17 protein-coding genes, 2 pseudogenes and 2 other annotated features are annotated in these 21,102 nt (G+C 28.1%); of the genes and pseudogenes, 17 read left to right on the top strand and 2 right to left on the bottom strand.

All coding sequences use genetic code 11. The features are described 5' to 3' along the window. Positions 1-121 precede the first annotated feature (121 nt). The 6 genes from CLPU_RS12310 to trpS all read left to right on the top strand — a co-directional run bounded on the left by CLPU_RS12310 (position 122) and on the right by trpS (position 7,915). Positions 122-817: a response regulator transcription factor gene (locus CLPU_RS12310; protein ID WP_050355974.1), complete on the top strand. Its 696-nt coding sequence runs from the start codon at positions 122-124 to the stop codon at positions 815-817. A gap of 11 nt (positions 818-828) precedes the next feature. Then, positions 829-2,082, top strand: a complete 1,254-nt coding sequence (locus tag CLPU_RS12305) for a sensor histidine kinase (protein WP_050355973.1) — start codon at positions 829-831, stop codon at positions 2,080-2,082. A gap of 41 nt (positions 2,083-2,123) precedes the next feature. Further along, the gene (locus tag CLPU_RS18280) at positions 2,124-2,210 is read left to right on the top strand and encodes a zinc ribbon domain-containing protein (RefSeq protein WP_422717879.1); all 87 of its coding nucleotides are present in this window, start codon (positions 2,124-2,126) and stop codon (positions 2,208-2,210) included. A gap of 1,027 nt (positions 2,211-3,237) precedes the next feature. Then, entirely contained in the window at positions 3,238-3,900 is a 663-nt protein-coding gene (locus CLPU_RS12300) for an ABC transporter ATP-binding protein (RefSeq protein WP_050355972.1), read from the top strand. Then, on the top strand, positions 3,901-6,585 hold the full coding sequence (locus CLPU_RS12295; protein ID WP_050355971.1) for an ABC transporter permease: 2,685 nt from the start codon (positions 3,901-3,903) through the stop codon (positions 6,583-6,585). Between the two features lie 44 nt (positions 6,586-6,629). After that, positions 6,630-6,843, top strand: a binding site (T-box leader). 70 nt (positions 6,844-6,913) lie between these two features. Further along, positions 6,914-7,915, top strand: a complete 1,002-nt coding sequence (gene trpS / locus CLPU_RS12290; RefSeq protein ID WP_097677572.1) for a tryptophan--tRNA ligase — start codon at positions 6,914-6,916, stop codon at positions 7,913-7,915. Positions 7,916-7,982: 67 nt separating this feature from the next. Here the strand turns inward: trpS and CLPU_RS16750 are convergent. Beyond that, positions 7,983-8,093 (bottom strand): annotated as a pseudogene (locus CLPU_RS16750) (winged helix-turn-helix transcriptional regulator); the annotation flags it as partial. 228 nt (positions 8,094-8,321) lie between these two features. On the opposite strand from CLPU_RS16750, the gene CLPU_RS12285 reads away from it, so the two are divergent. Next, positions 8,322-8,882 carry a nitroreductase family protein gene (locus CLPU_RS12285; RefSeq protein WP_050355969.1) on the top strand — a complete coding sequence of 187 codons (561 nt, stop codon included), beginning with the start codon at positions 8,322-8,324 and terminating at the stop codon, positions 8,880-8,882. 254 nt (positions 8,883-9,136) lie between these two features. Next, a pseudogene (locus CLPU_RS17910) lies at positions 9,137-9,475 on the top strand (IS1182-like element ISCpe5 family transposase); the annotation flags it as partial. A 117-nt stretch (positions 9,476-9,592) separates the two neighbouring features. Here CLPU_RS17910 and CLPU_RS12280 read toward each other — a convergent pair. After that, complete coding sequence (locus tag CLPU_RS12280) at positions 9,593-10,615, bottom strand: ABC transporter substrate-binding protein (protein WP_050355968.1); 1,023 nt, start codon at positions 10,613-10,615, stop codon at positions 9,593-9,595. A gap of 460 nt (positions 10,616-11,075) precedes the next feature. Here CLPU_RS12280 and pgsA point away from each other — a divergent pair, with 460 nt between their 5' ends. The 9 genes from pgsA to CLPU_RS12240 form a co-directional block, all read left to right on the top strand. Further along, on the top strand, positions 11,076-11,606 hold the full coding sequence (gene pgsA / locus CLPU_RS12275) for a CDP-diacylglycerol--glycerol-3-phosphate 3-phosphatidyltransferase (protein ID WP_050355967.1): 531 nt from the start codon (positions 11,076-11,078) through the stop codon (positions 11,604-11,606). A 66-nt stretch (positions 11,607-11,672) separates the two neighbouring features. Next, positions 11,673-11,895: a binding site (T-box leader), on the top strand. Positions 11,896-11,943: 48 nt separating this feature from the next. Next, positions 11,944-12,120, top strand: coding sequence for a hypothetical protein (locus tag CLPU_RS17310; RefSeq protein ID WP_157857732.1), 177 nt, complete (start codon positions 11,944-11,946; stop codon positions 12,118-12,120). A gap of 44 nt (positions 12,121-12,164) precedes the next feature. After that, complete coding sequence (locus CLPU_RS12270; protein WP_050355966.1) at positions 12,165-14,807, top strand: valine--tRNA ligase; 2,643 nt, start codon at positions 12,165-12,167, stop codon at positions 14,805-14,807. A gap of 101 nt (positions 14,808-14,908) precedes the next feature. Further along, on the top strand, positions 14,909-16,204 hold the full coding sequence (locus CLPU_RS12265; RefSeq protein WP_050355965.1) for a bifunctional folylpolyglutamate synthase/dihydrofolate synthase: 1,296 nt from the start codon (positions 14,909-14,911) through the stop codon (positions 16,202-16,204). Positions 16,205-16,507: 303 nt separating this feature from the next. Beyond that, positions 16,508-17,515 (top strand): anaerobic sulfite reductase subunit AsrA, encoded by a 1,008-nt coding sequence (asrA, locus tag CLPU_RS12260; protein ID WP_050355964.1) that lies wholly within the window; start codon positions 16,508-16,510, stop codon positions 17,513-17,515. 1 nt (position 17,516) lies between these two features. Then, complete coding sequence (gene asrB / locus CLPU_RS12255) at positions 17,517-18,323, top strand: anaerobic sulfite reductase subunit AsrB (RefSeq protein WP_050355963.1); 807 nt, start codon at positions 17,517-17,519, stop codon at positions 18,321-18,323. Positions 18,324-18,334: 11 nt separating this feature from the next. Beyond that, positions 18,335-19,342 (top strand): sulfite reductase subunit C, encoded by a 1,008-nt coding sequence (asrC, locus tag CLPU_RS12250; protein ID WP_050355962.1) that lies wholly within the window; start codon positions 18,335-18,337, stop codon positions 19,340-19,342. Between the two features lie 299 nt (positions 19,343-19,641). Continuing rightward, positions 19,642-20,574: a YncE family protein gene (locus CLPU_RS12245; RefSeq protein WP_050355961.1), complete on the top strand. Its 933-nt coding sequence runs from the start codon at positions 19,642-19,644 to the stop codon at positions 20,572-20,574. A gap of 20 nt (positions 20,575-20,594) precedes the next feature. Next, a partial coding sequence (locus tag CLPU_RS12240; protein ID WP_268760471.1) for a cation-transporting P-type ATPase occupies positions 20,595-21,102 on the top strand: 508 nt, incomplete at its 3' end.

Here is a 21,102-nt window from a genome sequence, read left to right as displayed (position 1 = left end):
ATATAGACTTATTTATAAAAAAATTATGAAGAATCTCTAATTATAAGAGATTCTTTTTTTACTTTATAATTTGTATATAATGTATAATACTAAATATAGGATATACATTAGGAGGATTAATATGAAAAAAATTCTAGTTCTAGAGGATGATAGTACTTTAGCAATGGGATTGGAGTTTGCACTTAAAAAAGAGAATTTTGAGTGTGAAATTACAAATACAGTAAAAGAAAGTATAGATGCTTTCAAAAAAGAAAGCTTTGATTTAGCTATATTAGATGTTATGCTTCCAGATGGAAGTGGATATGATGTATGCAAGGAAATAAGAAAAACATCTGATATACCTATAATATTTTTAACAGCTTGTGATGAAGAAGTGAATGTAGTACTTGGTCTTGATATTGGAGGAGATGACTATATAACTAAGCCATTTAGAGTGAATGAGCTCATATCAAGAATAAAAGCTGCTATAAGAAGGCATAAAAGTTCAAATAGTAATAAAAATAATAGTATTATAAAGTCTAAAGATATAGTTATCTATCCTCTTGAAACTAAAGTGACTAAATTCGAAGAAGAGTTAATTTTGACTCCTATAGAATATAAACTTTTAAATATATTAATTAAAAATCCTTTAAATACTATTACTAGAGAAGTTATCCTTCAAAAACTTTGGGATATAGATGGAGAGTTTGTAGATGATAATACACTATCAGTGTATATAAGACGGTTGAGAGAAAAATTAGAGAGTAATCCATCTAAGCCAGAATATATAGTTACAATTAGGGGCATAGGCTATAAATGGAATCAAAAGCATGACTAGGAGGATAATTTATGGAAAATAAGATATTTGAAAATTCTGAGGTCAAAAGAATTTTTATGAAGGTACTAATTGTGTTGGTAATATTCTATTTTATAAACTTAGCTTATACAGACATGTTATGGGGAGAACTTAATAAGTCTTTAATAAATCAAAATCTTGTAGTCATGGGAAAATTAATTTCTAAATATCCAGATGAAGAAGGAGAGATTGTTGATACTTTTTTTAAAAACGCTAATAAAAATGAAGTAGAATACAGTGTAAATACACTTAAAAAATATGGTTATAATGAAAATCTTAATTTAAAAATAACCCCTATAATAAATACTTATTATAGTAAATATAGAATGACTAATATATTTTTCTTTATAATGCTTATGGCTTTATTGTTTATTGTTATAAAAATGTTTTTAAAAAATATATATAAAAAAATATATTTTACATCCAAATGTGCGGAAAATATAGTAGAAGGAGACTTTAGCATAAAACTTCCAGAAGGTGAAGAAGGGGCATTTTCAAAATTTAGCCATCATTTTAATCAGATGTCAACGGTGATCGAATCTAACTTGGCTAGATTAAAAGATGAAAAAATATTTTTGAAAAATATTCTTTCAGATATATCTCATCAACTAAAAACACCACTATCTTCGTTAAAAATGTTTAATGAATTCATGCAAGATGAAGACTTATCTAATGAAGATAGAAAAAAATTTATAATAAAAAGTAAAGAACAATTAGAACGTATGGAGTGGCTAATAAAAGGACTTCTTAAATTAGCAAGATTTGAAGCTGGGACTATAGAATATAAAAAAGAAAAACTTTTAATATCAGAAACAATTAAGATAGTTGTAGAAGATTTAGAGGTAAGGGCTAATAAGAAAGGGCAAGTAATTAAGTTGTTAGGCATAGAAGAAAAAGTTTTATTTTTACATGATAGAAAATGGATTTCTGAATCTATAAGTAATATTATCAAAAATTGTATAGAGCATACTGAAAGTGGCGGATGCATAAAAGTACACTTAGAAGAAACTCCTGTACTAATTAGAATAACAATAAGCGATAACGGAAAAGGAATAGAGAAAGAAGATATTCCTCATATCTTTGAAAGATTTTATAAAGGAAAAAACAACATACACGGGAGTGGGACAGGTATAGGCCTTACACTTTCTAAAAGTATAATAGAGAGTCATGACGGAGCAATATATGTCACAAGTGAAAAAAATAAAGGAACAACATTTACGATAACATTTCTTAAAAGTAGAATATAAAAATTAAAAAATTTTGTATTCGAATTCGAATACAGAATTTTTTGTATATATGGATATGTCCTGAATGTAATACGAAACATGATAGGGATATGAATGCTAGTAAAAATCTACTGAAATTAGCTATATAATTTTAGTAAATGCGAGGTCGGTACGACCTTTAGAGCTTGGGTAAACTTGTCTCGTTGGAGATATTGATCAAGAAGCTCCCTCTTCTATAAGTGGGAGTAGTTCACTTATGTATGGATTATATCAAATTATGATATGTGAATAATGTAGAAAAAAATAGGTATAATTAATATATTAGTTTTGTAAAAATAAGTCTAAATTATTGAACAAAATATGTTTACTAAGTAGAGCAATGTGTTATAATAAAGGTGTAAAGATGTTAAAAAATTTTTAACACATATTTACTAAAGGCAATTTATTCAAAGTGAGTGCAGTAGACAGGTAAGGCTAACCTGTCTACTTTATTTTTTGTATTTAAAAATGGGAGTTGGCTAGACTCCCATTTTACATATTACAAGAACCATCTTATTACTTTTACTATGTTATCTATTACGGAGATTATGAAAAATATCTTTTCTGCATATTTTTTATGGTTCTTGTTTATCTTATGTTTTTTAGGCAATTTATTCAAAAGTAAGTACACCTCCTTTCATATATGAAATGTGAGGCACTTTCTATTATACTTTATTTGAATAAACGTACAAGAATTATTTACATAACAGGTTTTGATAATTAGTGGGAGATTTAATAGGCAAAGGAGTGACTATTCACTTCTTTTTTTATTTTTATAAATATTTTAGATTAGATGTATGAGTATTTCAGAATATGAGAAATTATTTACAAAATAACAATACATAAAGGAGAATGAATTTAATAAAACAAAATAAATAAAGAGCAAGTGTTTGATTTTTTTGATTTGATGTCAAGGATTCATCTAAATTTTAATTCTTTTTTATTATACTTACTATATATTAAAACTTGTTAAATGGCTAAAATACTGGATTTGTGAGTTGAGATATATTTTGTTATCTAAAATATATTGAAATATTGAAACAAATCTTACTAAAAAGTAAGATTTATAGTCATGTGATTGTAAGATAATTTTAGGATAATAGAGATAAGATAATTATAGAAACTAGGAGGATATTTATGGAGATATTAAAGACTATAGACTTATGTAAAATATATGGCAAAGGAGAAACAAAGGTAGAGGCATTAAAAAGTGTTAATTTAACTATCAACGAAGGAGAATTTATAGCTATAGTTGGACCTTCAGGTTCAGGTAAAAGTACGTTACTCCATTTATTAGGTGGATTAGATAGACCTACTTCAGGAGAAGTAGTAATTAACAATACAAAAATATACGATTTATCAGAGAAAGAATTATCTATATTTAGAAGAAGAAAAATAGGTTTTATATTTCAATTTTATAATTTAATTCCTGTACTAACAGCAGAAGAGAATATCAAACTTCCACTAATTTTGGATAATAAAAATATAGATAATAATTATTTAGAAGAACTTATAAATATATTAGAACTAAAAGGTAGAAAGAATCACTTTCCTAATCAATTATCAGGAGGACAACAGCAAAGAGTATCTATAGGTAGAGCACTTGCTTATAAACCATCAATAATATTTGCAGATGAACCTACAGGAAATTTAGATAGTAAAAATAGTAAAGAGGTCATTGAACTTTTAAAACTTTCTGTAAAAAAATACAAACAGACACTAGTTATGATAACGCATGATCCAAATATCGCATCGCAAGCAGACAGAGTTATAACTATAGAAGATGGGATGGTGAAGTAAGTGAAAAAGTATCAAGAGCTTACATTAAGATATTTAAAAGCTCAGAAGAAAAGAACTATATTGACAATAATGGGGGTTATATCATCTGTTGCCCTTATAACAGGACTAGGTATCTTAATGTTGACTATGCAAAATAAGGAAATACAAAACACTATACAAAATACTGGATTCTATCATTTTAGTATTAAAGACACAGATAAAGATACATTAAAACAGATAAAAAATCATTTAAAAGTTGATAGAGCTGGAATCAAAATGGAAGGTGGAGTTGCCAAACCATTAGAAACCGGTTATATCAGTGTAGCTGGATATGATGAAGATATACTTGATATAATGAAAGAAAATGTGAAGATAGTTAAGGGAAAACTACCTAAAAAAGAAAATGAAATAGCTATTGAAGAATGGATTGTTAATGATATGAAGGAAAAACCTCAGATAGGAGAAAATATTTCATTAACTTTATATGATCAAACAGGAGAGGAAGCTGAGGAAGAGCTTAATGAAAAACTTTATAACTATGAATATGAAAAATCAGAGATTAGAAATAAATCTCAAAATATCAAAACAAAGGAGAAAATATTTAAAGTAGTTGGAATATTAGAAAATAGTCCAAATTGGAAAATGACTAAGATAGCCAAAGGAATTGTAACTTTAGACGAAATAGGAAACATAAAAGGTAATAATGTTAAAGATAAGGCTTTTATTAGAGTTAAAGACAAGCTACCCATACAAGAGAGTAAAACAGATATACTACAAGACTTTAAAATAGATGATAAAAGAGTAACTGATAATGAGCCTTTACTTAAAAGAATGGGAGAGTCGGGAAATGCTAAATTTGATAACTCCTTAATTGGTATAGGAATATTTTTAGCTTCATTAATATTTTTAGCAACGGTAGCAATAATATATAACTCATTTCATATTTCCGTTGTAGAAAGAGTAAAGCAATTTGGAATATTACGTTCAATAGGGACTTCACCACATCAGATTAAAAGAATAGTACTAGGTGAGTCTTTAGTTATTGGATTAATATCAATACCATTTGGATTAATATTTGGAACAGTAGGAGTTTCAATAGTCCTTAAAATTTTAAATGCAATTAATTTTACATTGTCAGGTAATGTTAAAATTAGTATAGATTATAGGATAATAATAGTAAGTTCTATAGTTGGTATATTATCAGTATTAGTTTCGGCTTTTTTACCAGCTTATAGAGCATCAAAGGTATCGCCAATAGAAGCTATTATGAATACTAAAGTTGATAAAAAAGTATTAAAAAAGATAAGAAAAAGTTGGATTTTAAAAAGAATATTTGGAGTAGAAGGCGAGTTTGCTTATAAAAATATTTGGAGAAATAAGGGAAGACTATTCATAACAGCATTTTCTATGTGTATAAGTATAGTGCTTCTTATAGTGTTTAGTACTTTTATAAAACATGTATTTGATAGATCTGTAAACAATGTGAAACATGGAAGTGACTTCATACTATCTTCTGAACATAGAAATGAAATAGAAAACGGACTTACTGAAAATGATTACAATAAAATTAAAAATATAACTGGAGTAAAAAAAGTATACTCTACTTTTAAAGAATCACTATTGGTTACATTTCCGAAAGAAAAATTTACTAAAGAAGCATTAGAAAGTAAAAAGTATATGGATGCAGATAAAGAAATAAAAACGATAGGAAAAACCAATTATTTTAAGCCAGATCAAGAGTCATCTTTACTTGGAGTTAATACTGAAATGATTAAGGAACTAGAAAAATATCTCATAAGTGGAAGTGTAGATGAAAATAAAATCAATAAAGAAAATGGAGTAATTATAGTTCCTGGAATGTATATCTATGATACTAAGGATAAAAAACAAGAAGAAAATGAAGGAATGGAATTAAAAAAAGTAGATAAAGGTGTAAATCTAAAAGTTGGGGATTATATATATGTAGATGAAGATAGAATTATTTATGGTGAGGATACAGATGATAAAAATATAAGCTTAGACAAGTTAAAAAAACTTAAAATAGTTGGTATACTTGAAAAGTTTCCTTCTAAATATAATTATGATTATAATTATAATACTATTGACATAGTTACAACAGAGAAAGTGTTAAAGACACTTACAAAAAAGAAATACTATGATAATATTCAGATAAGTCTTGATAACAATGAGGAAAGATATGAATATGCTAAAGGTGAAATAGAAAAGTTAGTTAACGATAGAAAATCAACTATAAATATTTTTGATAAATTTGAAGAGGCAAGAAGAGAAAGAGAACAAAAGCTAGGAGTTGGCATACTTGCATATGGGTTTGTAACTGTAATAGCTTTAATAGGAACCTTAAACATAATAAATACTATAGGTACTAATTTAATATTGAGAACAAGAGAATTTGGAATGTTAAGAGCAACGGGTATGCATATGAAACAAATGAAGAAAATGATATTAGTAGAAGGAATTCTTTATGGTATTATAGGAGGCATGATTGGAACTGTAACAGGAACAGGACTTTCATATATACTGTATAAAATTATGATTGGTATAGGTGAAACTAAATGGACATTACCTATAAATGCTATAATTATATCAGTGGTTGGAAGTATTGTAATAAGCTTATTAGCCACTTTGATACCACTTAAAAGAGTATCAAAAATGAATATAATAGATTCCATAAGTATAGAGGAATAGTTTACTTTTTACTAATGTAGTGTATAATATATATTAGATTAATATTTAAAACGAAGAATGAGAGTAGTAAATATATTTTCTTACTAAAGCGATTCAGGGATAGTGAGAGCCTGAAGTTTAGAGGTATATTGAATGGACTCATGAGTTTAACTTTGAATATAAGTAGAGGTTAACGTATATCCAACGTTAAAGGATAAAGAGGGTCAAAGATTGACCAATGAGAGTGGTACCACGGAAGTAAAGCCTTTCGTCTCTTCTAAAATAGAGATGAAGGGCTTTTATATTTTTATGTACTATAATGTCAAGTAAAAAAGAGGAGGGGCAAGAAGTGAGTGAAAAAAAGGTTATATTTAGTGGTATACAACCATCTGGAGCACTTACATTAGGCAATTACTTAGGAGCTATTAAGAACTGGGAACAATTACAAGATGAAAATGAAAACTTTTTTTGTATAGTTGATCTTCATGCTATTACTGTTCCTCAAGAACCTAAAAATTTAAGAAAAAATACTTTAGAAGTGTTAGCTTTATATTTAGCAAGTGGAATTGATCCAGAAAAGAGTACTATATTTATTCAGTCTCATGTTAGTGCTCATACAGAACTAACATGGGTTTTAAATACTATGTCATATATGGGACAGTTAAGTAGAATGACTCAGTTTAAAGAAAAGTCTCAAAAAAGTGAAGCAAATTTAAATGCAGGATTACTTACATATCCTGTACTTATGGCATCAGATATATTATTATATCAAACAGATGCAGTTCCTGTAGGAGAGGATCAAAAACAACATTTGGAATTAGCAAGAGATTTAGCTGAAAGATTTAATAATAGATATAGTGAAACATTTAAGATTCCAGAGCCTATGATATCAAAAGTAGGAGCTAGAATTATGAGTCTTCAAGAGCCAACTAAAAAGATGTCAAAGTCTGATGAAGACAAAAATGCGTTTATATTACTATTAGATGAACCAGATGATATAAGAAGAAAGCTCAAAAGAGCAGTTACTGATTCAATTGGAGTAGTTAAACATAGTGATGAACAACCAGGAATTAAAAATTTACTAACTATATATTCCAAAATATCAGGAGAGAATATAGAGGAAATTGAAAAGAGATATGAAGGAAAAGGTTATGGTAAATTTAAAGAAGATGTTGCAGAAGTAATAATAGAAGGACTTAGACCAGTTAGAGAAAAAGCTAATTATTTATTAAAGAATAAAGATCATTTAGAAGAAATATATATGAATGGAGCAAATAAAGCAGAAGCTGTTGCTAGAAAAACATTGAGAAAAGTATATAAAAAAGTTGGATTTATTCCAAGAAAATTTTAATATAAATTAGCTTAATATATAAAGGGGCTGTCTCACAATAGAAATACTTCTAAATGTGACAGCTCTTTTATTTTTCATATTTAGGAGGAATTTCATTATATTCTTTACGATTAATTAACTCATCCTTTTCTAAATCTTTTAGCTGTTGACTTAACATTTTATGGGTAATTTTATTAAGTTTCTTTTTTAAGGTATATTCTGGAGTAGTTCACGGTATATTCTATTGGGCAATATAATTATTTTTATCTTCAATATTCATAAATTCTATTTCTCTCCTTTTGTATAGTATCTTACTTAAAAGTACATACTTCAAAGCTTATATTATATTAATTATAATAAATATATCAGTATAACATATATTAAAAATAGAATTAAATAAAAGTATATGAAATAGGGAGGGCTAATTATGAAAGAAGTTTTAGAAGCTATAAGAAATAGAAGGAGTACTAGAAATTTTTTATCGGAGCAAATCAAAGATTCGGAACTAAATGCTATATTAGAGTCAGGAGTTTATGCACCTAGTGCTACAAATAAGCAGCCTTGGCATTTTACAGTAGTTCAGAATAAAGATCTAATAGATAGACTAAATCATAGCTTTAAAGAATTTGCTAAAAAATCTGATAATGATTATCTAAGAAAATTTGGAAGTAATGAGAAGTTTCATGTGTTTTATAACTCACCAACAGTAATTTTAGTTTCTGGAGAAATAGGTAACAAATATGCTTCAATTGACTGTGCAGCAGCAGTGGAGAATATGCTAATAGCTGGAGAAGCTTTAGGAATTGGCTCTTGTTGGATTGGATTTATTGAATATTTATTGAATAGTGAAGAGGGAAAAGAGTTTATTAAAGAACTTAAAATACCAGAGGGGTTTAGACAGATACATGCAGTAGCACTTGGATATAAAAAAAATAATTTAACAAATGCACCTGCTAGGAGAGAGAATACTATTACCTATATAAAATAAAATATAAAACTAAAAATAAGGAGATGTCTCACAATATAAATATTTCTAGATGTGACAGCTCTTCTATTTTTTATAATTAAAAAAGCTGATTCTAAAGAACCAGCTTTTTTTGTATAATTTCGTTACTAGTTATCTAAATTATACAAAAAATCATATCAACAATAACTAAGTTTATCAATTAGTTTTTCCTATAGAAACAGAAATTTTAATACCAGCAGATGATTCAGTGAGACTCCTAAACAAAGTAATGGAGAAAGGAATCTGAAAATATTATATTTGTAACTGGAAAAGGAAAAAGAAAAACTAAAGTTCAAAGAGAAATAGAACTATCGGAGAAATTTATTGAAAAACAATCAAAGTATGATAGTTATAACAATACTTTTAATGGTAGAAACAGTTTCTCTAAAACTGATAAAGATGCCAGATTCATGCATATGAAAGAAGATAATAAGAAAAATTCCCAATTAAAGCCTGGATATAATATTCAGATTGGAGTGGAAGCAGAATACATTATTAGGATAGATGTTTCAAGTGAGCATTCAGACCAATTAACCTTAATTCTATTCCTAGACAAGTTGAGCAAAAACTTATCTATTTAAATTACTTGAAATTCAAACGAAAATTTAAGTAATTTTTTGTGAGAAAGAAAAAAGAGGCTAAGGCCCAAAATAATTTTTTAAATTATTTTGAGACAGCCTCTTTATATTATTCTACTTATTTACTTCATCAGACTTAATATTTTTTAAAGTTTCTTCTGCAAACTTGGTTATAACAAGCTTTTCGTATGGTGGAGATTTATCTAATTGTCCAGCTGATTTCATAATTTTTAATATATAATCAAAGCCATCCTTGGTAAATACAGGATCAGGTTTCCAGGTGTCTTGTTCTTTATATCTGCTTACTAAAGTAGATAAAATATCTTTATCTGCGTCAGGAAAATGTTCTTTTAATACATTAGCCACTTCTTCTGAGGAATGTGATTGAACCCATAACATTCCTTTATATATAGCATTAGTAAATCCTTGGATTATTTCAGGATTTTTTTCTATATAGTCTTTAGTAGCACTATATGAAGTATAAGGAATATATCCAGCTTCTTTTCCTATAGATGCAACTATATGCCCCTTACCTTCTTTTTCAAGTAAAGTAGCTACTGGTTCAAAGAGTGTAACATAGTCACCTTCACCACCAGTAAAAGACCCTGCCATTACATCAAACTGTATATCTGTTCTAATTTTCACATCTTTTTGTGGCTGTAATCCCTGTTTTTTAAGTACGTATTCTAGTGTCATTTCAGGCATTCCACCAATACGGCCACCAATAATAGTTTTATTTTTTAGCTTATCAAAAGAAAAGTTATCATCTTTTTCTCTTCCAACTAAGAAAGAACCATCTTTCTGAGTTAATTGAGCAAAGTTAATAGCATAATCATCTTTACCTTGATTATAAACATAAATAGATGCTTCTGAACCCATAAATCCTATATCAGCTTCACCACTTAATAAAGCAGTCATGCATTTATCAGCACCCTTACCGTTAGTTAGCTCTACTTTTATACCTTCTTCCTCAAAAAATCCTTTTGACATAGCAATATATTGAGGAGCATAAAAAACGGAGTGAGTTACTTCTATAAGTCTAACTTTTTTTAGTCCATCTTTTTGACATCCTACTAAAAATAAACTAAGTGTTAGAATGCTTACTAGAAATAGGGCTAAAATCTTTCTTTTAGACACAGTATCCCTCCTAATGATAAAATGTTAGCATAATTTAAATATATTCCAGCATACAATAAAAGTTACAAAAATATATAGCTTGGCTACTAATATCAAAAAATTAAATAATATAATATAATGTAATATAGATAGAAATTGTAAAAAGATTTGGTATAATATAATATATTGATGAAACCTAGTAATAATTTTAAGTATTAGATGATCTTTCACTTATATAAAAAATAGCATATCTATTTAAATATAAATGTATTTTTATTAATTAAAGGTGGTATAGATAAAATAAAACTTAATTTAGATTGATAAGAATCCAATCAAAGTTTTAAACTTTTTGATTAACTTGAATCAATTTAGAGGCTTTACAGTTCTCATCTTCCACTTATAGAAGTTGAAATGTTATAATTACCAGTAATTAGAAAAAACAATAAATACATAAACGATAAAATTATAAAAGAGGTGTAGTATGAATATACCAAATATATTAACAATGGTTAGGTTCTGTTTGATACCATTATTTATAATAGTTTTCTACTCTCCTATAGATCATAATGTACTTTATTCTACACTCATATTTGCTTTAGCTGGGGTTACAGATGTTCTTGATGGGCATATAGCAAGAAGTTATAATATGGTAACTCGATGGGGAATAGTACTCGATCCTCTTGCAGATAAACTTATGGAAATAACAGTTTTAGTATGCTTTACAAGTGCAAATTATCTTCCTCTATGGGTTATTATTGTTATAGGTATAAAAGAAATATGTATGATATTTGGTGCAATATTTTTATACTATTCAGAGGAAAAAACAGTTGTTCCTTCAAATATTTACGGTAAGATAGCTACTTTTTCTTTTTATATAGCAATATTTGCTATAGCAATAAATTTAAATAAAACAGTTAATTTTATATTAATAGGTATTACGGTTATACTAACTATAATAGCTTTTATAAACTACTTTATAGCTTTTAGAGAGATTCGCAAAGAATCAAAGTAATATAAAAATATTTAAATATATTGACAAAATACTATTAATATAATAACTTATAAATTGAAATATAATAGTTTAGCTATGATGGAGAGAAGTAATTAAATAACCTATAAAGAGAGTGAAGTCCATGGGCTGAGAGACTTTACTAGGCAATGTTTATTGAAGGTAGCTCCTGAGCTTTCAAGCTGAAATAATAGTAGGCTTGAACGGTAAATCCGTTATCTGTTTGAGAGCTAGATATATTTATTATATCTAGAATTAAGGTGGTATCGCGAGTAGACCCTTCGTCCTTATATATTTGGATGAAGGGTTTTTTTAATTCTTAAATAAAGGGGATATTTGAATGTTCGCTTTTGGAATAATTTTATTTTTAGTAGGTACTCTTGTAACGTTTATGTCTGATAGACTTTATAGAAGAGGTAAAATAACTACTGTTGAGAACTTATTAAAAGTAAAAATGGTAGGATTAGGTGTAGTATTAATTTCAATAGTTTTTATGACTTTAGGCAATAAACAGTAAAATAAAAGTACTTAAAATTAGGGTTAAAATTAGGAGGGATTATTATGAGAGAAGATATGGCTAAGACATATAGTCCTAAGGACTTTGAGGAAAGGATATATAAATATTGGGAAGAAAATGATTATTTTAGAGCAGAGGTAGATGAAGAAAAAGAACCTTATACAATAATGATGCCACCACCAAATGTAACAGGTAACCTTCACATGGGTCACGCCCTTAACAATACTATGCAAGATATACTTATAAGATGGAAGCGTATGGAAGGATATTCTGCATTATGGGTTCCAGGAACTGACCATGCCAGTATTTCAACAGAGGCAAAAGTTGTAGGTAAAATAGAAGCAGAAGGAAAGACAAAATATGAGTTAGGAAGAGAAAAGTTTTTAGAAGAAGCATGGGACTGGACAGAAAAGTATGGTGGGAATATTAGAAACCAGTTAAGAAAATTAGGAATTTCATGTGACTGGTCAAGAGAGAGATTTACATTAGATGAAGGATTAAGTAGTGCAGTTGAAGAGGTATTTATTAGACTTTATGAAAAGGGACTTATATACAGAGGAGATAGAATAATAAACTGGTGTCCAAGTTGTGGAACTGCTATATCAGATGCAGAAGTTGAACATGAGGAATCACAAGGTAATCTATGGCATATAAAATATCCTGTTAAAGATAGTGATGAATATATAGTAATTGCTACAACAAGACCAGAAACTATGTTAGGTGATCTTGCAGTTGCTGTTCATCCAGAAGATGAAAGATATAAAAACCTAATTGGTAAAATGTTAATATTACCTCTTGCAAATAGAGAAATACCAGTAGTAGCTGATGAATATGTTGAGATGGAATTTGGTACTGGAGCTGTTAAAATAACTCCATCACATGATCCTAATGACTTTGAAGTTGGAGCTAGACATAATCTTGGACAGCTAAAGGTTATGAATGATGAGGGATATATAAATAATCAAGGTGGAAAGTATGCTGGATTAGAGAGATATGAGGCAAGAAAACAAATAGTTAAAGACTTAGAAGATGAGGGTTATTTAGTTGAAATAAAAGAGCATCTTCATAATGTAGGTCACTGTGAAAGATGTTCAACAGTAGTTGAGCCTATAATATCTAAACAATGGTTCGTATCAATGAAATCTCTAGCAGAGCCAGCTATAAAAGCCTATAAAGAAGGCGAAGTGAAATTTGTACCAGACAGATTTGGAAAAATATATATGCATTGGCTTGAAAATATTAAAGATTGGTGTATTTCAAGACAACTCTGGTGGGGACATAGACTACCAGTTTACTATTGTCAAGATTGTAATGAAGTAATAGTATCTAGAGAAAAAGTAGAAAAATGTACTAAGTGTGAAAGTTCAAATATAATACAAGATCCAGATACATTAGATACATGGTTCTCATCAGCATTATGGCCGTTTTCAACTTTAGGTTGGCCAGAAAAAACTGAAGAGTTAGAGTATTTTTATCCAACTAATGTTTTAATAACAGGATATGATATTATATTTTTCTGGATCGTAAGAATGGTATTTTCAGGTATCGAGCAAATGGGAGAAGTTCCATTCAAAGATGTTTTAATAAATGGTCTTGTAAGAGATTCTCAAGGAAGAAAGATGAGTAAATCTCTAGGAAATGGAATAGATCCGTTAGAATTAATAGACGAATATGGTGCTGATGCATTAAGATTCATGTTAGTTACAGGAAATACTCCTGGAAATGATATGAGATTCCATGTGGAAAGAGTTGAGTCAAGTAGAAATTTTGCTAATAAACTATGGAATGCTTCAAGATTTGTTCTTATGAATTTAGAAAACTTATCAAACAAGGAACTAAATAGAAGCTTATTAAGAGAAGAAGACAAGTGGATAATTTCAAGGGCTAATAGCGTTATAAAAGAAGTAACTGAAAACTTAAGTAAATATGAATTAGGTATAGCTGCACAAAAAATATATGATTTTACTTGGAATGAATACTGTGACTGGTATATCGAAATTGTAAAACCTCGTCTATATGGAGAAGAAGGGGAAGATAAAGATATTGCTAGAAATGTATTATTGATGGTTCTTAAAGATATACTAAAGTTATTACATCCATTTATGCCATATATTACAGAAGAAATTTGGAGACACTTACCATCTATAGATAAGAGTTTAATAGTAGAATCTTGGCCAGTATATAGTGAAGAGAACAACTATAAAGATTCTGAAAAATCGCTAGAATTTGTAATGGAATGTATTAAGAATATAAGAAATATAAGATCTGAAATGAATGTAGTTCCTTCTAAGAAAGCTACAGTAATATTTGTATCAAATGATTCTAATATCAAAGAAATATTATCTAAAACAGAAACTTACTTTACTACATTAGCATCTGCATCAGCTATAGAAATAAGAGATAATAAAGAAGGAATAGGCGAAGATGCTATGTCAGCAGTAGTAACAAATTGTGAGATATTCTTACCATTAGAAGAGCTAGTTGATATTGAAAAAGAGATAGAAAGATTAGAAAAGGAAAAGCAAAAGCTTGAGGGAGAATTAAAAAGAGTACGTGGAAAGCTTTCAAATGAAGGATTTATAAGTAAAGCTCCTCAAAAGGTAGTAGATGAAGAAAAAGAAAAAGAAGCTAAGTATCAACAAATGATGGAAAAAGTTCTTGAGAGACTTAATAGCTTAAAAAAATAAAGATTTTCTCTTATCTTCATACTAATAAATTTCCTTGTAATAAGACAAGTTTCATTATAAAATAAAAAAGGTTAAAATTAATTGTATACAGGAGTGAGGATATGAACTATACAGAGGCTTTAGAGTATATACATGGTACTAAAAAGTTCGGTAGCAAATTGGGTTTAGAAAATATACGTCAACTCTTAAGTTTAATGGGAAATCCACAAAAAGAACTTAAGTTTATTCATATAGCAGGAACTAATGGTAAGGGATCAACTTCATCATATATAACTAATATGTTAGGAAAAGCAGGATATAGAGTTGGACTATTTACTTCACCATATCTAGAAACATTTAATGAAAGAATAAGAATAAATGATGAATATATTAGTGATGAAGATTTAGCAAGTACGACTTTAAAAACTAAAGCAAAAGTAGAAGAAATGCTAAGTGATGGATATAATCACCCAACAGAATTTGAAATAGTTACAGCTATTGCTATGGAATATTATAGAGAAAAAAAGGTTGACTTTGTAGTTCTAGAAGTAGGATTAGGTGGTAGATACGATTCAACTAATGTTATAGATAGTTCTATAGCATCTGTTATAACACCTATAGCATTAGACCATACAGATATATTAGGGGATACAATAGATAAGATAGCTTACGAAAAAGCAGGTATAATAAAGGAAAATGGATTTGTAATATCATATCCTCAAAAACCAGAAGCAGAAGAAGTAATAGAAAATGTTGTAAAAGAGAAAAGTGCAGAACTAATTAAAGTTCCAGTTGATAATTTAAATATAAAAGAGATAAATGAATTTGGAAGTAAGTTTGATTTTAAATATAATAACTATGAATTTAAAGATCTACAAATAGGTCTTATAGGACAACATCAAGCATATAATGCTTCTACAGCTATTACTACAGTTCTAGGATTAAAAGATAAAGGAATTATCAATATTACAGAAGATAGCATAAGACAAGGACTAGAGATTACAAAATGGAGTGGAAGATTAGAGCTATTAAAAAGAACTCCTAGATTTTTAATAGATGGTGCTCATAACATGCAAGGTATAGAAGCACTAAAGAAAACACTAAAAGAAATTTTTAATTATGATAGACTTATTTTAGGATTAGGAATATTAGCAGATAAAGATGTAGAGAGTATGATTGAAGAATTAGCTCCAATTGGAGATGTTGTGATAGTTACTGAACCGAATATATTTAGAGCTATGACAGCTGAAGAACTTGGAGAAAGAATTAGTAAATATAATGAAAATTGTATAGTAGAAAAAGATATAAAATCTGCTATAGAAAAAGCATATGAAATAGCAAATGAAAACGACTTAATAGTATTTTCAGGTTCACTTTATTTAATAGGTGATGTTAGAAGCATTGTAGTAAATAGATAAGTATTTAATTAGAATATATAAATTTTACTAGAATAAAAAGTATTGGTGGATAATTAGAAAAGAAGATTTTCTATCAATTAAAAAATAACTTATAAAAAGATTTTAAATTAAGGGAAGAACTTATTACATAACAAGTTCTTCCCTTATATTTTTTGTATATAAAAGTTTATTAGCATATTTTAATTAAATCCATAAGAAAAACTTATCATAGCGATTACAAATCCATATTATACATTAAACTCCTGCAGGATTATAATTAAAACAAAGAAAGTTAAAGATTTAACGATACTAGGAGGGGTTAAAATGGCTTTTTCTATACCTAATAAAAAAATAGATGAGATTTTCGAGATAATGCAAAAAGAGTATGAAATTTGGGGTCCAAAGAGATTTCCTAGTAGAGGAAGGTTTTCAGATGATGATTTAATTATATACGATAAAATTCAAAGCATTGATGAATTAGAAGTAAAAGAAAAATCTGAAGGCTCTCCTAAAGAACCATACTTTCCAATAACTCAAACCATGTTTTATTTCAATGAAAAAGGATACGAAGTTCCAGACATAACTGATAAAAAGTTACTTATCTTTGCTAGACCTTGTGATATTAATGCTATAGAAAGATTGGATAATATTTATTTAAAAAATGGAGGATATGAAGACTTTTATTATAAAAGACTTAGGGAAAAAGTAAAGTTCGCACTTATAGAATGTAGTGATGGATTTGAAAACTGTTTCTGCGTATCAATGGGATCGAATAAAACAGATAATTATTCCTTAGCCTTTAGGTTTTTAGATGAAAAAGTATTTGTAAAAGTTAAAGATGACGAATTTAAAAACTATTTTTTAGGGAAAGAAATAAAATTTGAACCAAAGTTTATAGAAGAAAATAAAGTTAAAGTTGTGGTACCAGAGATAAAAGATATGCCAATGGAAATCTTCAATCATCCTATTTGGAAACAGTATGAAAGATGTGTTGCTTGTGGAAGATGTAGTACTAGTTGTCCAATTTGTTCTTGTTTTACAACTTCAGATCTATTTTATGATGAAAATCCAAAGGTAGGAGAAAGGAGAAGAGTATGGACATCCTGCCATATAGATGGATTTACTAATATGGCAGGAGGGCATGAATTTAGAAAAGAACATGCTGATAGAATGAGATTCAAAACTTTACACAAAATTTATGATTATAAAAAGAGATTTAATAAAAATCATATGTGTGTGGGTTGTGGAAGATGTGATGATAGATGTCCTGAGTATATTTCATTTTCATGTGCTATCAATAGCTTAGGGAAAATTCTAAAGGAGGAATTTTAGAATGGATAATATATATATACCTAAACCTTATAAAATTATAAAAGTAGATAGGTTAACAGATATAGAGACTTTATATAGGGTTGAGTTCGATAATATGAGTGAAATTAAATTTGGTCAATTTATACAGATATCTCTTCCTAAGATAGGTGAATGTCCTATATCAGTTACGGACTTTAATGTAGAAGAGGGTTGGATAGAATTCCTAATTAGAAAAGTTGGAAAAGTTACAGATCAAATTTTTAATTTAAAAGCTAGAGATATAATGTACTTGAGAGGACCATATGGAAATGGATTTGATTTTTCAAACTATGAAAATAAGAACTTAATAATAGTTGCTGGTGGTTCAGGACTTGCTCCAGTTAGATCTATGATTAATTATATATATAAACATGCAGGTTCAGTAAAGAAACTAGATTTAATTTTAGGATTTAAAGATACATCATCTATCTTATTTAAAGATGAAATAGACAATTGGAGAAAAAAATTTAATACTATACTTACTGTAGATAAAGGTAGCGGAATTAAAGGAGAAAAAGTTGGATTTGTTACTGAATATATTTCTCACTTAAGTATAGAAGAAGATAAAAGTGATTTAGAGATAATTATTGTAGGCCCTCCTGTAATGATGAAATATGCAGCTATAGAATTTGAAAAGATAAAAGTTTCTGATGATAAGATTTGGTTATCATTTGAGAGAAAGATGTCTTGTGCAGTTGGAAAATGTGGTCACTGTAAAATTGATGAAATCTATGTCTGTTTAGATGGACCTATTTTTAACTATACTAAGGGAAAAAAACTATTAGATTAGGAGGGACTAGAATGTCAATGGATTTGAATATAAAAGCTCTTCGTACAAATGAATATAGAGAATCAAAAATAAGAGGAGAATTTATGGTAAGTATTAGAGTACCAGGTGCTATATTCCCAGTTAATTTACTTCCAACAGTTCAAAAAATCGCAGAGAGATATGGAGATGGAACTATTCATATGGGTACTAGACAGAAAATAGCTATTCCAAGAATTAAAGCAAAAGATATAGATTCCGTAAATAAGATGTTACAACCTATAATTGAAGAAATAGAATGTAATATATGTGGTGTAGACATTGAAGACACAACTAAAGGATATCCAACTATAGGGGCAAGAAATATTACTAATTGTATTGGAAATGTTCATTGTGTTAAAGCAAATGTAAACACAGTTTCTATAGCAAGAAGATTTGAGAAAACTATTTTTCCTAATCATTATCATATTAAAATATCTGTTGCTGGTTGTCCAAATGATTGTGTCAAGGCCACATTTTCAGATTTTGGAATAATTGGGGTGTCTAAAATAGATTTTGATTATTATAGATGTATAGGATGTGGAGCATGTGTAAAGGCATGTAAGAACCATGCTACTAATGCTCTTGCTGGAAAAAATGGAAAAGCTGTTAAAGAAGAGAGTAAGTGCATAGGGTGTGGAGAGTGTGTCTTAGTATGTCCTACAAGTGCTTGGACGAGAAATCCCAAGAAATTTTTTAGAGTTAAAATTGGAGGAAGAACTGGAAAGAAAACTCCAAGAGCAGGAAAAACTTTTCTAAACTGGGTTACGGAAGAACACTTACATCAAATTGTGAAAAATATTTTTAAGTTTTCTGATTATATGTTAGAAGGAAAACCTGTATATCTACATTTCGGACACTTAATTGACAAAGCTGGATATAATAAATTTAAAGATTTTGTTTTAGACGGTATTGAACTAAATCAAGAGGCTTTGGTGGCAGATAGGATTTACTGGTATGAAGATGAAACTACTGCTGATATCCATTTGAAATCTAATAAATAAGATAACAATTAAAAATGTATATTTTAATTAATAAAAATGGTATTTAGAAAAAATTAATAGCATATATATTATAAATAGTAAATATTATATATTATAAGATCGTTTAGATATTTTGACTTTAATTTACAAGCTAAGATATAAATTAATTGTAAAACTATATTAAAAAAGATCAAATAAACAATACTAGTATTGTTTATTTGATCTTTTTTGTTTATCCAACATTCTTAACTTCTATCACCTATAAAATCTACTCTGCATAAACTGAAAGTATGAGTTATAAACGGTATGGAGGTGGTAGAGTGGGAACTTGTAGTGAAAAGCTAATAGTATCTAATGCTGGTAGTGATTCCCTATCAATAATAGATATGAAAGAGAATCGTAAAATAGAAGAAATTTATATATTATCTTTAATTAATAAAAATAAAAATAAAAATCTATCTCTTAATGATGATCGTATAGGACCACATCATATAGTAAAGAGTAATAGTGATACAATTTATTCCGTTAATTCCTATGATAATAGTATTTACAAGATAAATCTTAAAAATAAAGAAATAGAAAATGTTGTATTTGTTGGAAGATTTCCAAGTCATATGGAGAAAGTAGAGAATTATATTTATGTAACGAATAGTGATTCTAACTCTGTGACAATAATAGATGATAAAGATTTTAGTATATTAGAAAACATACCAGTAGGTGAACGACCGCATGATATAAAGATAGATAAAGCAAACGATGTAATTTATGTTACTAATAGTGGTGGATATAGTATAGATATAATAAATATAAAAAAAAATACAAATAAAAGGGTTACACTAGATTGTAATCCCTTAAATTTATATTTAAGTAAGAATATTATGTTCATATTATGTTACGCATCTAATGGAGTAATAAAAAGTAAAATAAAGGCTTTAAATTTATCAGATGGGAGCATAATAAAAGATATAGAAGTAGATGGAGTAATTGTAGATATGATATATCTAGAGCATATAGGAATAATCTATGTAACTAATGCGGAAAATGGATGTTTATATAAAATAGATTTTGAAAATGGATATATAATTAATAAATATAATATTGGAGGAATGTTGAATAATATAATATGTATTAGAAATAAACTATATATTACAGATGCCTTAAATAATAAGGTATTAGTCTTTGACTATAACAGGGGTGAGATAACATGTAATATAGATGTGGGAATAGAACCAAATGGACTACTTATAATTTGATATTTGGTAGGAGGGAATTAATGAAAAATAAACTTTGGTATAAAAAAGATACTAAGCAGTTATCTGAGGAACTTAAAGTAGATATAAATAATGGACTTAATATTGATGAAGCTAAAAGAAGAAAAGAACAATATGGGGAAAATAGTTTAAAAGAAGAAAATAAAAAATCAGTATTAAAGATGTTTTTTAATCAATTCAAAGATCTAATGGTAATAATACTGATAATAGCATCAATAATTTCAGGGATTGTAGGAGAAATAAGTGATACAGTAATAATAATGATAGTAGTTCTATTAAATGCACTACTAGGAGTAATACAAGAAAATAAGGCAGAAAAATCACTAGAAGCACTAAAGAATCTTTCTAGTCCTATAGCGAAAGTAATAAGAGAAGGAAAAAGAATGGAAGTTAGGTCTCAAGATATAGTTCCAGGAGACGTAATATTATTAGAAGCAGGAGATCTAATTCCAGCGGACGGAGTAATAATAGAAAGTGCAAGTTTAATGATAGAAGAAGCGGCATTAACAG

Origin of the sequence: Gottschalkia purinilytica, assembly GCF_001190785.1 — a bacterium.
In the GTDB taxonomy this organism is placed as follows: domain Bacteria; phylum Bacillota; class Clostridia; order Tissierellales; family Gottschalkiaceae; genus Gottschalkia_A; species Gottschalkia_A purinilytica.
Note: the sequence above shows the minus strand (reverse complement) of the source record. Positions and strands in the feature narration are given on the sequence as shown.

Bases quoted from the DNA above. Each gene is read 5' to 3' on its own strand.
- CLPU_RS12310 (WP_050355974.1), top strand. From the start codon at position 122: ATGAAAAAAATTCTAGTTCTAGAGGATGATAGTACTTTAGCAATGGGA.
- CLPU_RS12305 (WP_050355973.1), top strand. From the start codon at position 829: ATGGAAAATAAGATATTTGAAAATTCTGAGGTCAAAAGAATTTTTATG.
- CLPU_RS12300 (WP_050355972.1), top strand. From the start codon at position 3,238: ATGGAGATATTAAAGACTATAGACTTATGTAAAATATATGGCAAAGGA.
- CLPU_RS12285 (WP_050355969.1), top strand. From the start codon at position 8,322: ATGAAAGAAGTTTTAGAAGCTATAAGAAATAGAAGGAGTACTAGAAAT.
- pgsA (WP_050355967.1), top strand. From the start codon at position 11,076: ATGAATATACCAAATATATTAACAATGGTTAGGTTCTGTTTGATACCA.
- CLPU_RS17310 (WP_157857732.1), top strand. From the start codon at position 11,944: ATGTTCGCTTTTGGAATAATTTTATTTTTAGTAGGTACTCTTGTAACG.
- CLPU_RS12270 (WP_050355966.1), top strand. From the start codon at position 12,165: ATGAGAGAAGATATGGCTAAGACATATAGTCCTAAGGACTTTGAGGAA.
- CLPU_RS12265 (WP_050355965.1), top strand. From the start codon at position 14,909: ATGAACTATACAGAGGCTTTAGAGTATATACATGGTACTAAAAAGTTC.
- asrA (WP_050355964.1), top strand. From the start codon at position 16,508: ATGGCTTTTTCTATACCTAATAAAAAAATAGATGAGATTTTCGAGATA.
- asrB (WP_050355963.1), top strand. From the start codon at position 17,517: ATGGATAATATATATATACCTAAACCTTATAAAATTATAAAAGTAGAT.
- asrC (WP_050355962.1), top strand. From the start codon at position 18,335: ATGTCAATGGATTTGAATATAAAAGCTCTTCGTACAAATGAATATAGA.